This is a genomic window from Nonomuraea sp. NPDC050547, from assembly GCF_044457345.1.
Lineage (GTDB): Bacteria > Actinomycetota > Actinomycetes > Streptosporangiales > Streptosporangiaceae > Nonomuraea.
On record NZ_JBITGW010000005.1, the window covers coordinates 143,375 to 157,066 of the forward strand.

Below are 13,692 nucleotides of genomic sequence, written 5' to 3' on the forward strand. Positions count from 1 at the left end.
CGCGATCCGGTCAGGGGGTTCGGACGCGGCCCTGATCGAGGAGGACACGCGCGGAGGCCGCGGCTGCCGGAGCGCACGGCCTTACGCCCAGGCGGAGACGCCCGGGAGCGCCCGGGCGGGGATGCCCGGGTTCAGTGAACGGAGAGAATGAGCGGCGGTCCACGCCGGGAGACGATCGTGACGAAGGGCGTACGAGGGGCGAGCGTGCCCTCGTCCTCGACCGGCGCCAGCCCGGCGGAGCCGGTCTCCGGCGTGGCGGTCAGCAGGACGAACAGCCGGGCCCACAGGCCGCCGACGGAGGCGACGGCCAGATGTGCCAGCAGAGCCAGCGCGCACTCGCCGCGCTCAAGCCACCAGGCGGAGATCAGGGCGACGACGGCGTGCACGAGGAACATGCCCAGGCCGTTGCCGAGCCCGTCGCCGTGCCCATGAGCGGCCACCGGGGCGGCCACGGGCACGGCACCGGCGGTGAACAGGTGGTGCATGCCGTACTGGGCGGCGAAGCTCGTGGCCAGCAGAAGTTCCCTGCCGCGCTGCCGGCGGCCGAGCAGGTAGGCCCCGGCCCAGGTCAGCGCGAGCGCGAGCGCGAGGGTGACGGGCCGTATCTGTGCGCCTCCGGCCAGCATGTGCAGGGTGAGCGAGGCCAGCACGCAGGCCACCGCGAACGCGGTGGCGCGCAAAGCGCGCAGAACGGGCCGGCCGACATGCACCCGCACATGATGCCACAGCCCGCCGCGAACCTCAGGCGGTCCCGGCCAGCGGCAGCCGCCGCTCGGGGATCACGAAGTGCACCTCGGTGCGGCTCAGCGCCACCCCGCACGACCCGCACCTCAGGTACGGCAGAAACGACCGCCCGCAGGCCCGATGGGTGAACCGCAGATCGGTGTCCGCCGGCCCCTCGTACCACTTCTGCGCCCACTCGACCAGAAACGCGAAGATCCCGAAGAAGCCGAGCCCCTTGCCGGTCAGCCGGTAGCGGGGCCGCGCCCCCGGCTCCTCCACGTCCAGCACGCCGAGCTCGGTGAAGCGCCGCAGCCGGCTGGACAGCACCGACGGCGCCACCCCCAGCTCGGCCTGGAAGTCCGCGAACCGCCGCACCCCCAGAAAGGCGGCCGCCAGAACCACCGTGCTCCACCGATCCCCGAGCAGCTCGAACGTCTCCGGCAAATACGACAGCGGATCGTCCTCCCCCGCACGCACGATCCTGCGATGATGCCGCGGCACCGTCACCTGGGCGAAGGTCGCCGCCCCCCGCGACGTCTCGGTGTCGCGCGCGCCGACGGGCGCCGCCCCGCACCCCAGACACCCCAGCTCGACGTCGGTACGGCTCCCGCACACATCATGCGCCAGCTCCGGCAGCCCGTGCCGCCTGGGCACCCACCGCCGTTCCCACGACCAGATCTCCACCAGCACCGGCCACAGCTCGATGGCCCGCTCGGTCAGCAGGTACTCGGTCCGCGTCCGCCCCTGCTCCCGGTAGGGCACCGGCCTGAGCAGGTCGCCCGCGACCATCTCCTTGAGCCGGTTGGACAGCACCGACTCCGACATGCCGAGCTCATCGCGCCAGTCGGCGAAGCGGCGCAGGCGCAGCAGGAAGGCGCGCTGCAGGATGAGCATCGTCCACTGGTCGCTGACCGCCAGCAGCGCCTGCCCGATCGCGCTGGGCCGCTCCGCTTCCATCCACCCGCTCCGCTTCACGTTGTTCGCCGGGCAGAACCACCGCTCGACGCTACCGCTGTTTACACGCCTCCCCAGCATGCCAGCCCACCCCCACCCCTCACCGACCCCCACGTGACCCCGCCCGGCCGGTCCCGCCCGATCTTCGCGTGCCGGCCCCGTGCCCTCCGCCTGGCCGGGCGCGCGTCGGGGTCCGAGCTCGGAAGCGCCGCGACCGCGTGAACACGCCCGTGGGAGCGCGGGCAGCGCAGGATGTCACGCGATATCGCGGGTGTCGGGGCGTGGGGGGTGTGGGTTAGAAGGCCGGGTCGGGGTTGGGGGAGTCGTGGACGTGGCCGGTGGCGGTGAAGGTGAGGTGGCGGTCGAAGTCGGCGGCGAACCAGCGGTCGTGGGTGACGGCCAGCACGGTGCCCTCGTAGGCCGACAGCCCCCGCTGCAACGCCTCCGCGCTGGCCAGGTCGAGGTTGTCCGTGGGCTCGTCCAGCAGCAGCAACGTCGCCCCTGACAGCTCCAGCAGCAGGATCTGCAGCCGCGCCTGCTGCCCGCCCGAGAGCGTCTCGAAGTGCTGGCCGCCCGCCGGAGCCAGCTCGTAGCGGGCCAGCGCGGCCATCGCGTCGTTGCGCTCCACGCCGTAGGTCGCCATGATCAGCTCGGCGATCGGGCGGCCGTGCAGGTCGGGACGCAGGTGGGTCTGCGCGAACCACCCGGGCCGCACCCGGGCGCCCAACGTGAACGCCCCGGTGTGGGCGATCGGCTCCCCTGCCAGGAGCCGCAGGAAGTGCGACTTGCCGGTCCCGTTGAGGCCGAGGACGCCGATCCGCTCGCCGTACCAGATCTCGGTGCTGAAGGCGCGCACGAGGCCGGGCAGGGCGAGTTCGCGCACGGTGAGCGCGCGTTTGCCGGTGCGGCCGCCGCGCAGCCGCATGCGGATGTTCTGTTCCTTCGGCGGGCGCTCCGGCGGGCCCGCCTCCTCGTAGCGGGCGAGCCTGGTCACGGCGGACCGGTAGGCCCCGGACAGCGCGTCGTTGCGGGTGGCGCGCTGGCGCAGCGTGTGGACGGCGCCGCGGAGCCTGGCGCGTTCGTCCTCCCAGCGGCGGCGGCGCTCGTCGAGGCGGGCGGCGCGGTCGCGGCGGGCCTGGGGGTAGCCGGTGTAGCCGCCGCCGTGCACCCACACGCCGCGCGCCTCGACGGTGACGATCCGGTCGGCGACCTCGGCCAGCAGCCTGCGGTCGTGCGAGACGAGCAGCACGGTCTTGGCGGAGGCGCGCAGTTCGCCCTCCAGCCACTGCTTGCCGGGCATGTCGAGGTAGTTGTCGGGTTCGTCCAGGAGCAGGACGCCGTCGGGGCCGCGCAGCAGGGCGTGCAGCATCAGGCGCTTCTGCTCGCCGCCGGACAGCGTGCGCACGTCCCGCTCCCGCGCCGACAGGTACGGCAGGCCGAACGCGGCCGTCGTGCACACGTCCCAGACGACCTCCAGTTCGTAGCCTCCGGCGTCGGCGTAGTCGCTGAGCGCCTGGGCGTAGGCGAGCTGGCTCGTCTCGTCGTCGCCCAGGGCCGCCTCGGTCCGCCGTACCGACGCGACGGCGGCGCGGACCGGCGGGGGCGCAACCGACAGCAGCAGGTCTCCGACGCTTCCCGCGTCGAGGAACTGGCGCATCACCCCGATCCCGCCGCCGGCGCGCACCCGCCCGGCGGTGGGCCGCAGCTCACCGGCGATCAGGCGCAGCAGCGTGGTCTTCCCGGCGCCGTTGGGGCCGGCCATGGCGGCCTTGGCGCCCTCGCCGACCTTGAACGACACCTCGTTGAGCAGCAGGCGGCCGTCGGGCAGCACGTAGGTCAGGTCGTCGACCTCGATATGGCTCACTGTTCTATTACTAGACCATCGATCCGGTCGGCGTACAGCGTATTATCGGCCGGGTGAGCGACGAGAACGTGTGGCTGCGGCCCCGCAAGCCCGCCCGCCAGGTGCTGACCATCGAGCGGATCGTGGCCGAGGCCCTCGCCCTGCTCGACGAGGAGGGCATCGACCGGCTGACCATGCGGCGGCTGGCCGAGCGGCTCGGCACCGGGTCCACCACGCTGTACTGGCACGTGAAGACCAAGGACGACGTGCTCGACCTGGCACTCGACGCGGTGTTCGGCGAGGCAAAGCCGCCCTCGGAGGGTGACTGGCGGGCGCGCGCCGAGGGGCTGTGCTCGGCCTGGCGGGCGGCGATGCTGCGCCACCCGTGGTCGATCACGCTGCTCGACCGGCCCATGATGGGGCCGAACGCGCTCGGCCGTACCGACTTCCTCTACCGCACGCTGGAGGAGGCCGGGCTGCCCGACGTGCGGGCGGCCGCGCACAGCCTGTCCACGTTCGTGATCGGCTCGGTCACCCTCCAGGCCCACGACAGCGCCGCCGACCTCACCGAGCACCTGCGCCCGTATCCCACGCTGGCCGCGCACGGCCTGGCCCACGACTGGGCGGCCACCTTCGCCCGCGGCCTCGGCTACCTGCTCGACGGCATGAGCGTGATCGCCCCTGTGGGGCAGCCGGAGACCGCGCGCCGCACCTGCGGGCCGTCGGCCTGAGCGAGCAGGACGATCCGGCCGTCGTCGGGATCCTGGTCGAAGACCTCGGGCGCCCACGCCGCGCACTGCCCGGCGGCGGCGCACCGCTCCCTGTCCACGACGATCACCACGTCACCTCCAGCCGGTCCACGCCGTACACGAGCATCCCCACGCGCTTCGGCACCTCCTCCAGCGGTACGGCCAGCCGCAACCCGGGCAGGCGGCGCAGCAACGCGGGGAAGGCGATCTCCAGCTCCATCCTGGCGAGATTCTGCCCGAGGCACTGGTGCGGGCCGAAGCCGAAGGCCAGGTGATGGGTACGCGGCCGGGCGAGGTCCAGGACGTCGGGGTTCTCGCACAGGGACGGGTCCCGGTTGGCCGCGGCCAGCGAGACGGTGAGGAAGTCGCCCTCCGGGATCGTCACCCCGCCCAGTTCGAGGTCCCGCGAGGCCCGCCGGAACATGAGGGTGTCGACGACCGACAGGTAGCGCAGCATCTCGTCCGCCGCGGTCTTGGCGACCTCGGGCTCATCGCGCAGCAGCGCGAGCTGATCGGGCCGCTGGAGCAGCAGCAGCGTGCCGACGCCCAGCACGCTGGCGCTGGTCTCGTGGCCGGCGATCAGCAGCAGCACGGCGACCCCCGCCACCTCCTCGTCGGTCAGGTCGGTGCCGGCGAGCAGGTCGTCCAGCAGCCCCTCCCCCGGCCGGGCGCGCTTGGCCGCGACGAGCTCGGTGAGGTAGACCCCGAAGTCCTCCAGCGCCGCCGTGGCCGTCTCGATGTCGAGGTTCGTGTCGAGCAGCCGGACGCTGGCGATCTGGAAGTTCTCGCGGTCGGCGTACGGCACGCCGAGCAGCTCGCAGATCACCAGCGTCGGCACCGGCAGCGCGAAGTGCTCGACCAGGTCCACCGGCCGCGGCTGCTTCTCCACGTGGTCGAGCTGGTCGGCGATGATCTGCTCGATCCTGGGCCGCAGCCGGTTCATGCGCTGCAGGGTGAAGCGGCCGGTGAGCATGCGGCGTATCCGGGTGTGCCGGGGCGGGTCCATTTGGACGAACATCCCCGGCGGCGGCGGGGCCTCGTACAACGGTACGCCCTGCTGGCCGCCCTCCACCTCGGAGCTGAAGCGGGTGTCGGCGAACAGCCGGCGGACCAGGTCGTGGCTGGTGGCATACCAGACCTCGTCGCCGGTGTCGAGCCGCACCTTGCCGAACGCCTCGTCGGCGGCCCCGTCCGGCGGGCTGAAAGGACAGGAGCGCGTCATCGGAATCTGTCTCATGCCTCAACGGTGGGCGGCGGGGCTGACCGCGCCCGCACGCGGCGCTGACATGAGCACGACGATCTCCTCGCGGTCCATCCGGGCGCCCCGCCGGTAGGCCAGCGAGAACGCGGCGTCGCCGAGCACGCGCCTGGTCTCCGCCTCGACGCCGGCGGCGTCGGTGCCCGGCAGCCCGCGCAGCGTACCGGCCGCCCCGAGGAGCGTCGCGGCCCGCTCGGCGGCGCCTCCGGCCAGCGCCAGCCCGGCCATGCCCTCGACCGCGCCGGCGGCGGCCGGCATGTCGAGTGTGCGCAGGAGGACGTCGAACGCCTCGCGGAAGAGCCCCTCGTCGCCGGCGACCTGTCCCAGCCCGATGAGGACGCGGGCGCGCAGCTCCTCCTCCCCCGCCCAGGGCGTGTGCCCGCAGCCGGCCAGCGCCTCGCGGTAGAGCTCAGCGGCCCGTCCGCCGTCGCCTTCGAGCCTGGCCACCTCGGCCCGCACGTACGTGGCCGCGGCCATCACCTCCGGCCCCTTCCTCGACCTGGCCAGCCCGGCGGCCCGCTCCAGGTCGGCCTTGGCGCCGTCGAGGTCGCCCGCTCTGGCCTTGACCGAGCCCCGCTGGGCCAGGACGAACACGGTGTCCTCCGCGTCGCCGAAGACCGAGGTCAGCGCCATGGCCTCCTCGGTCAGGTCCAGCTCGCGCGCGTGCTCGCCCCGCCAGCCGGCGATCTCGGCCATCTGCAGCAGGGCCTGCGCCGTGCCCCAGCCGTCGCCGGCCAGCCGGAAGGCGGTGAGCGCGCTGCTCAGGTGCTCGGAGGCCTGGTCCACCTGGTTGCCGCCGCCCAGCCGTACCTGTGCCAGGAGCAGGTGGGCGAAGCCGCGCGACCACGGCTGCGAGCTCGTGGTCGCGGTCAGGAGCGAGGGGACGATCGCGCCGTAGTCGCTCTCGGCGACGGCGAGATAGGGGCGCACCATCTGGATCAGCGGGTACTCGGGCGCCGGCCCCAATTGCTCGGCCAGCCGCTCGGCCCGCTCCAGCAACGGGCGGATCTGGGCGCGCGGACTGGCCGCCGATGCCACCTGCAGCACGGACATCACGTAGTGGGCGCCGCACTCCTCCGCTCCCGGCAGTTCGAGCGCGGCGACGGTGAGCTGGGCGGCCTCCTGCCCGAGCCCGCGCTGCCACCAGTAGAGCCATAGCCCCGCGGTGATCCGCAGCGCCGTCGCGGGCCGCCCGGCCGCGATCGCCCAGCGCAGCGCCGCGTGCAGGTTGTCGTGCTCGGCCGCGAGCTCGGCCATCGTGCCCGCCTGCCGATGATTGCGCAGGTACGGCTCCGCCCGCACAGCCATGCCGGCGAAGTACTCGGCGTGGGCCAGGCGTACGGCGTGGACGTCGTCCTCCCCCAGGTGCTCGGCGCAGAAGGCGCGCACGGTCTCCAGCATCCGGTAGCGCCCCCGGTCGGCCTGGACGAGCGACTTGTCCACCAGGGCCGCGAGCAGGCCGGGCGTCGCGCCGCAGACCTGCTCCGCCGCCTTGAGCGAGGCCCCCGACGGGAAGGCCGACAGCCGCGCGGCCAGCCGCTGCTCGCCGGCCGACAGCAGCTCCCAGCTCCACGCCACGACGGCCCGCAGCGTGCGATGGCGGGCCTGGCCGCCGCGGAGCCCGGAGCCGAGCAGGTCGAGACGGTCGCCGAGCCGCTCCTCCAGCCGCTCGGCCAGGTCCTCGGCCGACAGCGCGCGCAGCCGGGCGGCGGCCAGCTCGATCGCCAGCGGCAGGCCGTCGAGGGCGCGGCAGATCCGCACGACCGCGTCGGTGGCGGCGAAGTGCGGGTCGGCGGCCCGCGCGCGGTCCATGAGCAGGCTCACCGCGGGGCTGTCCAGCGCCTCGGCCAGGGCGGCGCCCTCGGCGGGCAGCGCGAGCGGGCGCAGCGGCAGGCTGACCTCGCCGTCGAGCCCGAGCGGCTCGCGGCTGGTGGCCAGCACGCGTACGCCGGGCGCCCCGGCCAGCACCCGGTCGGCCAGGGCGGCGGCCTCCTCGATCAGGTGCTCGCAGTTGTCCAGCACGAGCAGGAGCGACTCTCCCGCCAGGATGGCGACCGGGTCGCCGGGCGTGAAAGCGCCGCCGAGGGCGCCGAGCACGGCCTGCCGTACCCCTGCCGCCGGGGCGAGTTCGACGAAGCAGACGCGCTCCCCGAGCGGCCCGCTCACCGCCTCGGCGGCCAGCCGGGTCTTGCCCGAGCCGCCGGGGCCGACGAGCGTCACCAGCCGGTGCTCGCGCAGCAGGGCGCGCAGGTCGGCGAGCTCACGTTCGCGGCCGACGAAGCTGCTCACCTGGCGGCGCGGCCCCGGCATGGCGATCAGCGGGCGCTGGGCGTGCTCGCCGCGCAGCACCGCGACATGCAGGGCTCTGAGCTCCGGCGACGGGCTGGTGCCGAGGCGCCCGGCCAGCAGGCGGCGGTAGTCCTCGTAGCACTCCAGCGCCTCGACCTGCCCGCCGGTCGCGGCCAGCGTGCGGATCAGCAGCTCACGCGGGCGCTCGCGCAGCGGGTCGGCGGCGACCAGGGTCCGCAGCTCCCCGACCAGGCGGGCGGGCTCGGCCTTCAGCGCGAGCTCGGCCTCGATCCGGTTCTCCAGCGCCTCCGCGCGCAGGCTCGCCAGCCGCTCGCGGTGGCCGTCCAGGCCCGGCAGCCCGGCCAGCGCCTCGCCGCGCCACAGCGCGAGCGCCTCGCCCAGCAGCCGCACCGCCTCCGGTGTACGGCCGGCCCGCCGCCCCTCGGTGACCAGGCGGGCGAAGCGGTGGGCGTCCACGTCGTCGGGGTCCACGCTGACCCGGTAGCCGGGCCCGACCCGCTCGACCGGGACGAACTTGCGCAGGCGGGAGATCTGCGACTGCAGGGCGTTGGGCGCGGCCCCCTCGCCGCCGTAGACGACCTCGCGCAGGCGCTCCGCGGAGACCGGCCGCCCGGGTTCCAGCAGCAGCGCGGCGAGCAGCGCCCGCAGGCCGTCCCCGTTGACCTGCTCGCCGGCCACCTCGGTCGTGCCCAGGATGCGGTAGCGCATACTCCGATTGTGTCCGCTGGCGCGCTCCGGTGAGGCACTACCCGGCGGCGAACGTGATGATCTCCGGGGCGGCGTCGGTCAGGGGCTCGCGGTTCCAGTCGCCGTACTGGGCCTCGATCTCCAGCCCCGCCTCCGCCAGGAACGCGGCGAGTTCGGCCACGCCGAGGAAGCGCAGAGTGCTCCAGCTGACCTCCGGGCGCTCCCATCCCGGGCTGGTGTAGGTCTGGGTGAAGGTGACGCGCTCCGCCGTCACCCGCCGCACCTCCACGTCCACGCGCACCGGTGTGCCGGAGGCGTCGGTGATCTCGGCGCCCGTCCAGCGTTCCCAGTCACGGGCGAGCGGGTTGCGGGTCTCGAAGACGAAGCGGCCGCCGTCGGCCAGGGCCGCGCGCACGGCGGCCAGGCCGCTGCGCAGCTCGTCATCCTCCACCAGGACCTGGAAGGCGTGGCCGGTCATGACGATCAGGTCGAACGCGCCTGGCCGGCTGAAGGTGGACAGGTCGCCGCGCACCCATTCCACGCCGGCCCGCCGCCTGGCGACGCCGAGCATGGCCTCGGCGGGGTCGAGGCCGGTCAGGCGGCCGGTGTGGCCGGCGTCCTTGGCGGCGATGAGCAGTTCGCCGGTGCCGCAGCCGACGTCCAGCACCGATCCGGCCTCCATCACCAGCGGGAGGTAGAAGGCGAAGTCGGGGCGTCCGGCGCAGAACGTGTCGTAGAGCTCGGCCAGGCGGGGTTCGGTGAAGAGGCGGTCAGCCATGCGCGCTCCTCCGGTAGCGGATCATCGGCCCCAGCAGGCCGGGAACCGTCTCGAACGGCGTCATCCCCAGGCGTTCCACCACGGCGATGGAGGCGGCGTTGCCCTCGTCCACCTCGGCGAGGACCTCCGATAGGCCGGCCGGGCCCAGGGCGTGCTCGACCACCGCGCGGGCCGCCTCCGTGGCGTAGCCGTACCCCCAGAAGGGGGGCGACAGGCTGTAGGTGATCTCCAGGCCCAGGTCCTCCAGCGGCCGGAGCCCCGCGGTGCCGGCGAGGGCGCCGGTGGCGCGCTCGCGGATCAGCCACAGGCCGCGGGCGGAGGCGGCGAAGTCGCGCTCGCCGGCCGCGATCGCCTCGGACACCTGCCCGGCGGTGAGAACCTCGCCGTCGAACAGGAAGCGCCGCACGTCGGGATCGGTCCAGTGGGCGAGCAGAGCCGCGAGGTCGGCGGCGCCGGCGGGCCGCAGTTCGAGGCGATCGGTGGTCAGAACGTGCTGCATCCGGCAAAGACTACGAGCTGTACCCCGCCCAGCGCGCGACGGTTTCCGCGTAGACACCGGGCGCCTCCAGGGGGAACACGTGCCCGGTGTCCGGGATGGTGTGCTGCGTCCAGTCGGGGCGGCGGACGTTCAGGTCCTCGCGGGCGCCGTCGATGACGATGTTGTCGGTCTCGCCCCACAGGACCAGGGTGGGGGCGCTCACCCGGGAAAGGGCCGCGCGGACGGGCCCGGGGTCGACGAAGATCGCCCGCATGATCGAGGTCACCGCGGTGACGGTGTCGCCCAGCCGGGCCGGGTCCGCCGTGCGCAGTTCCTCGCCGATCAGCCGGGTCATCTCCGGCGACAAGCGGGTCAGGTCACCGCCGACCAGCTTCTCGCCGCCGGTCAGGGTGCCGGTGTCCGCGTACGTCCTGATCTTCATCTCCAGGAGGGGACGCGCGCCGGCGCGCAGGACCGTGCGGGCCAGCGGCTGCGCCGCTGAAAGGCACACGCGGCCGATCGTGCGCCACCACCGCGCCTCCTCCTCCCGCAGCCGGGCGGGCAGGGCCGGGGTGGCGAGCACCAGGCGGCCGACCCGCTCCGGCGCGAGGCCGGCGAACATCGCCGCCACCAGCCCGCCCATCGACCAGCCGTGGACGGTCGCCTTCTCCAGGCCGAGCGTCCCGGTGAAGGCGCGCAGGAAGCGGACGTTCGGCGCCAGCCTGGCCGCGCGCGGATGTGGCAGCTCGGTGTGGCCGAACAGGGTTCCGGGCAGGTCCGGCACGTAGACGGGGCCGGAGGCGGCCAGGTGGGGAATGAGGTCCATCCACAGCGTCGCGCTGCCGCCCAGCGGATGGACCAGCAGGTGCGCGGGGCCGTCGCGCTCGGATCCGGCCCGGAGACAGTGGACGGCGGCGCCGTGCACCTCGACCGTCTCGCTGCGAATACCCGCCCAGCGGGCGCTGACCGTACCCCAGTCGGAGTGGCGCATATTTCCCAGTATTAAATGATGCGCTCGGTTCTGGGCGCGGCGACGAGAACGTAGTCCTTCGTGCACAGCGCCATCGAGCGATCCAGCCGCGCGGCGTTGAAATAGATCTCCGGTACGGCCAGCAGCGCGGGATCCACGACCAGCTCCAGGTCCGGATGGAAGGAGAAGGGCAGCACCGTGCCGCTCACGCTCCCGGCCAGTTCCTCGGCCCGCTCCTTGTCGGCGAAGGCCGCGTACGTGCCCCCGTACAGCGCCTTGACCGCCTGGAGATCGAGCTTGGCGTCGCCCGGGACGACGGCCAGCACGAAGCGCTTCTCCTTCTTGCCGATCTTCACCATGACGATCAGGCATTTGGCAGCGTGGCTCACCTCGTTGCCGCGCAGCTCGCTGACCAGCTCGGTACGCCCTTCCGGGGCGTGGTCGATCAAGCGATACCCGGCCCCGGCGGCGTCGAGGTCGGCGATCAGGCGGTCATACAGGGAGGACGTCATCCGCAGACCCTACTCCCAGGTTCAGAGCGGCACCTCCCTGATCGGGTGGAGGCCGGCGTGGGAGTTCCGCTGGGGTGCAGGAGCCGCCGAACCGTCCAGATGTATGCTGGTCGGGCGCGTCAGGGCGCATCCGGTCCGCGGGAAGGGCGAAGCCCACCTGGTCACGGTGTGTTGTTAGGCCCGACCTCTTTTCCGGTCTGATCATGCGGACGTCAGACGTATACGGAAGGGAGGCCATCGTGCCCATCTCTCGTCTTCCCGACCATCCGAGCGCCGAAGCTCTGCGCAAACAGGCCAAGACGCTGCTGCGCTACGTACGCGCCGGCGTGCCGGAGGCGCTGGCCATGGTCGAGGAGTTCCATCCCCGGCGCCCGAGCGCGCCCAAGCTGGCCGACGCGCAGCTCGTGACCGCCCGCCGCCACGGTTTTCCCAGCTGGGGACGGCTGATGAAGCATCTGGAGACCGTCGGCCGCTACACCCGTTCGCCGCACGAGGTGCCCGTCGCCGCCGATCCGGCCGACGAGTTTCTGCGTCTGACCTGCCTCACCTACGGCGACGACTACCCCGGCCGCCTGCGCGAGGCGGACGAGCTGCTCGCCGCCGACCCCGCCCTGGCCACGGCGAACGTCTTCACGATGGCCGCCACCGGCTCGGCCGCCGCGTTGCGCGCCGCGCTGGCCGCCGCCCCGTCGCTCGCCACCGCGCAGGGCGGCCCGTTCGGGTGGGAGCCGCTGCTCTACCTGGCCTACGCGCGGCTCACGCGGCCCGGCCGGTACGCCGAAGCCGCCCGCGTCCTGCTCGACCACGGCGCCGACCCGGACGCCGGGTTCCTGTGGGACGGGCTGCCGTCGCCGTTCACCGCCCTGACCGGCGCGTTCGGCGGTGGAGAGGGCGACCAGCCGCCGCACCGGAGCGGGCTGGAGCTGGCCCGCGTGCTGCTGGCCGCCGGCGCCGACGCCAACGACGCCCAGACCGTCTACAACCTCGGGCTCGGCGGCTCCTGGTCCGACGACACCGCGCATCTGGAGCTGCTGCTGGAGTACGGGCTCGGCCGCGGCGACGGCGGGCCGTGGCGCGAGCGGCTCGGGCACGAGCTGGCCTCGCCCGCCGAACTGCTCGCCGAGGAGCTGGCGACGGCCGCGCTGCGTGGCGGTCCGCGCCGGGTCAGGCTTCTGCTGGAGTACGGCGTGCCGGTCGATCGGCCGGGCGCGCATCCGGCGTTCGGCGGGCGGACGCCGTACGAGCTGGCGCTCGTCCACGGCCACCGCGAGGTGGCCGGGCTGCTGGCGGCGGCGGGGGCGCGGCGGCCGGAGCTCGACGAGCTCGAGGCGTTCGCGGCGGCGTGCATGAGCGGCGACGCCGGCGCGGCCGCCGCCTTCGGGCCCGAGGTGCTCGCGCGGGCGCTGGCCGAGACGCCCGGCCTGATGAACCGGGCGGCCGAGCACGGGCGGCCGGACGTGGTGCGGCTGCTGGCGGGGCTCGGTTTCGACGTCGGGCACCGGGAGCGGAGCACTCCCCTGCACCTGGCGGCCTGGAACGACGACGTCGACACCGTCGCAGCGCTGCTGGAACTCGGGGCCGACCCGGCGGCCACGGACGACGACCACGACTCGACGCCGCTGGACTGGGCGGAGTACGGGGGCAAGCGGCAGGTGGCCGCATACCTGAGGATGACATACCCAGGGCTGATGTAATCCCGCTCCCCACCCGGCAGGCTTGCCCCCATGAGAATCACCATCATCGCGGTGGTCACCGTGCTGGTGCTGGCCGTCGGCGGGGTGGCCTGGGCCTACCCGTCGGTGGCCGCCACCGCCTGCCCTGGCTGCTACGGGCTGAGCTCCGCCGGTGACGACGTCTACGTGGAGGAGGGCGTGCCGGCCGCGCCGGTCCTGGCGACCGTGGCCGCCGCCCGGCGGCTGGTCGGCGACTTCTACGGCGGGCGGGTGAGCACGCCCAGAATCCTCGTGTGCGGCACCGCGCCCTGCTACACGGGCATAGGCGGCGGCAAGGAGAAGGGCGTGGCGGTCCTGAACCGCGCGGTGATGCTGTCGCCGGGCGGCCTCGATCCGGTGATCGCCTCCCACGAGATGGCGCACGTGGAGCTGCACGCGCGGCTGTCGGGGGAGGTGCCGCAGTGGTTCGACGAGGGCCTGGCGGTGGTGGTCTCCGGCGACCCGCGCTACCTCGGCCCCACCGGCGACCGCTGCCTGGTGGAGCCGTCGGGGGCGCTGCCGGTGACGCTGGAGGAGTGGCTGCGGGCGGCCTCGGCCGATCGTCAGACGTACGCGAAGGCTGCCTGCCAGGTCAGCCGCTGGCTTCTGGCCCATGACGGCCGGGACGGAGTGCTGCGCCTGATCGGCAGGCTCAACGCCGGCGAGCCGTTCACCACAGCGGCCCGCTGACCCCTACCTCACCAGAAGAAAGGCACGC

Annotated in this window: 13 protein-coding genes; 3 read left to right on the top strand and 10 right to left on the bottom strand. The window is 73.9% G+C overall.

Going from position 1 to position 13,692, the window contains the following annotated elements:
• Window positions 1-131: 131 nt before the first annotated feature.
• From ACIBHY_RS14490 to ACIBHY_RS14500, 3 genes are all read right to left on the bottom strand, one after another.
• Window positions 132-710 (bottom strand): hypothetical protein, encoded by a 579-nt coding sequence (locus tag ACIBHY_RS14490; RefSeq protein WP_397243255.1) that lies wholly within the window; start codon window positions 708-710, stop codon window positions 132-134.
• A 31-nt stretch (window positions 711-741) separates the two neighbouring features.
• Window positions 742-1,680: a winged helix-turn-helix transcriptional regulator gene (locus tag ACIBHY_RS14495; RefSeq protein ID WP_397243253.1), complete on the bottom strand. Its 939-nt coding sequence runs from the start codon at window positions 1,678-1,680 to the stop codon at window positions 742-744.
• A gap of 292 nt (window positions 1,681-1,972) precedes the next feature.
• Window positions 1,973-3,541: an ABC-F family ATP-binding cassette domain-containing protein gene (locus tag ACIBHY_RS14500; RefSeq protein WP_397243251.1), complete on the bottom strand. Its 1,569-nt coding sequence runs from the start codon at window positions 3,539-3,541 to the stop codon at window positions 1,973-1,975.
• 53 nt (window positions 3,542-3,594) lie between these two features.
• Here ACIBHY_RS14500 and ACIBHY_RS14505 point away from each other — a divergent pair, with 53 nt between their 5' ends.
• Window positions 3,595-4,251 (top strand): TetR/AcrR family transcriptional regulator, encoded by a 657-nt coding sequence (locus ACIBHY_RS14505; protein WP_397243249.1) that lies wholly within the window; start codon window positions 3,595-3,597, stop codon window positions 4,249-4,251.
• Here ACIBHY_RS14505 and ACIBHY_RS14510 read toward each other — a convergent pair.
• From ACIBHY_RS14510 to ACIBHY_RS14540, 7 genes are read right to left on the bottom strand one after another with little or no spacing between them, the layout of a single operon-like run.
• Window positions 4,170-4,358: a ferredoxin gene (locus ACIBHY_RS14510; RefSeq protein WP_379640941.1), complete on the bottom strand. Its 189-nt coding sequence runs from the start codon at window positions 4,356-4,358 to the stop codon at window positions 4,170-4,172. The genes ACIBHY_RS14505 and ACIBHY_RS14510 overlap by 82 nt on opposite strands.
• Window positions 4,355-5,506, bottom strand: coding sequence for a cytochrome P450 (locus tag ACIBHY_RS14515; protein ID WP_397306885.1), 1,152 nt, complete (start codon window positions 5,504-5,506; stop codon window positions 4,355-4,357). Before ACIBHY_RS14515 ends, ACIBHY_RS14510 begins: the two co-directional genes overlap by 4 nt.
• A gap of 3 nt (window positions 5,507-5,509) precedes the next feature.
• A complete protein-coding gene (locus ACIBHY_RS14520) occupies window positions 5,510-8,545 on the bottom strand; it encodes a BTAD domain-containing putative transcriptional regulator (protein WP_397306886.1) in 3,036 nt (1,011 codons plus the stop codon).
• 37 nt (window positions 8,546-8,582) lie between these two features.
• Window positions 8,583-9,302 (bottom strand): class I SAM-dependent methyltransferase, encoded by a 720-nt coding sequence (locus ACIBHY_RS14525; RefSeq protein WP_397243243.1) that lies wholly within the window; start codon window positions 9,300-9,302, stop codon window positions 8,583-8,585.
• Window positions 9,295-9,801, bottom strand: coding sequence for a GNAT family N-acetyltransferase (locus tag ACIBHY_RS14530; protein WP_397306887.1), 507 nt, complete (start codon window positions 9,799-9,801; stop codon window positions 9,295-9,297). Before ACIBHY_RS14530 ends, ACIBHY_RS14525 begins: the two co-directional genes overlap by 8 nt.
• Window positions 9,802-9,811: 10 nt before the next feature.
• The gene (locus ACIBHY_RS14535) at window positions 9,812-10,771 is read right to left on the bottom strand and encodes an alpha/beta fold hydrolase (RefSeq protein ID WP_397306888.1); all 960 of its coding nucleotides are present in this window, start codon (window positions 10,769-10,771) and stop codon (window positions 9,812-9,814) included.
• Between the two features lie 11 nt (window positions 10,772-10,782).
• Window positions 10,783-11,262, bottom strand: coding sequence for a YbaK/EbsC family protein (locus tag ACIBHY_RS14540; RefSeq protein ID WP_397243238.1), 480 nt, complete (start codon window positions 11,260-11,262; stop codon window positions 10,783-10,785).
• 239 nt (window positions 11,263-11,501) lie between these two features.
• Here ACIBHY_RS14540 and ACIBHY_RS14545 point away from each other — a divergent pair, with 239 nt between their 5' ends.
• Window positions 11,502-12,956 (top strand): ankyrin repeat domain-containing protein, encoded by a 1,455-nt coding sequence (locus ACIBHY_RS14545; RefSeq protein WP_397243236.1) that lies wholly within the window; start codon window positions 11,502-11,504, stop codon window positions 12,954-12,956.
• A gap of 30 nt (window positions 12,957-12,986) precedes the next feature.
• Complete coding sequence (locus ACIBHY_RS14550; RefSeq protein ID WP_397306889.1) at window positions 12,987-13,664, top strand: hypothetical protein; 678 nt, start codon at window positions 12,987-12,989, stop codon at window positions 13,662-13,664.
• The last annotated feature ends 28 nt before the right edge of the window (window positions 13,665-13,692 follow it).

What these genes read in the sequence shown, in the direction of transcription:
- ACIBHY_RS14525 (WP_397243243.1), bottom strand. Translation starts at nt 9,302, where the DNA reads ATGGCTGACCGCCTCTTCACCGAACCCCGCCTGGCCGAGCTCTACGAC.
- ACIBHY_RS14535 (WP_397306888.1), bottom strand. Translation starts at nt 10,771, where the DNA reads ATGCGCCACTCCGACTGGGGTACGGTCAGCGCCCGCTGGGCGGGTATT.
- ACIBHY_RS14520 (WP_397306886.1), bottom strand. Translation starts at nt 8,545, where the DNA reads ATGCGCTACCGCATCCTGGGCACGACCGAGGTGGCCGGCGAGCAGGTC.
- ACIBHY_RS14530 (WP_397306887.1), bottom strand. Translation starts at nt 9,801, where the DNA reads ATGCAGCACGTTCTGACCACCGATCGCCTCGAACTGCGGCCCGCCGGC.
- ACIBHY_RS14540 (WP_397243238.1), bottom strand. Translation starts at nt 11,262, where the DNA reads ATGACGTCCTCCCTGTATGACCGCCTGATCGCCGACCTCGACGCCGCC.
- ACIBHY_RS14550 (WP_397306889.1), top strand. Translation starts at nt 12,987, where the DNA reads ATGAGAATCACCATCATCGCGGTGGTCACCGTGCTGGTGCTGGCCGTC.
- ACIBHY_RS14515 (WP_397306885.1), bottom strand. Translation starts at nt 5,506, where the DNA reads ATGAGACAGATTCCGATGACGCGCTCCTGTCCTTTCAGCCCGCCGGAC.
- ACIBHY_RS14495 (WP_397243253.1), bottom strand. Translation starts at nt 1,680, where the DNA reads ATGGAAGCGGAGCGGCCCAGCGCGATCGGGCAGGCGCTGCTGGCGGTC.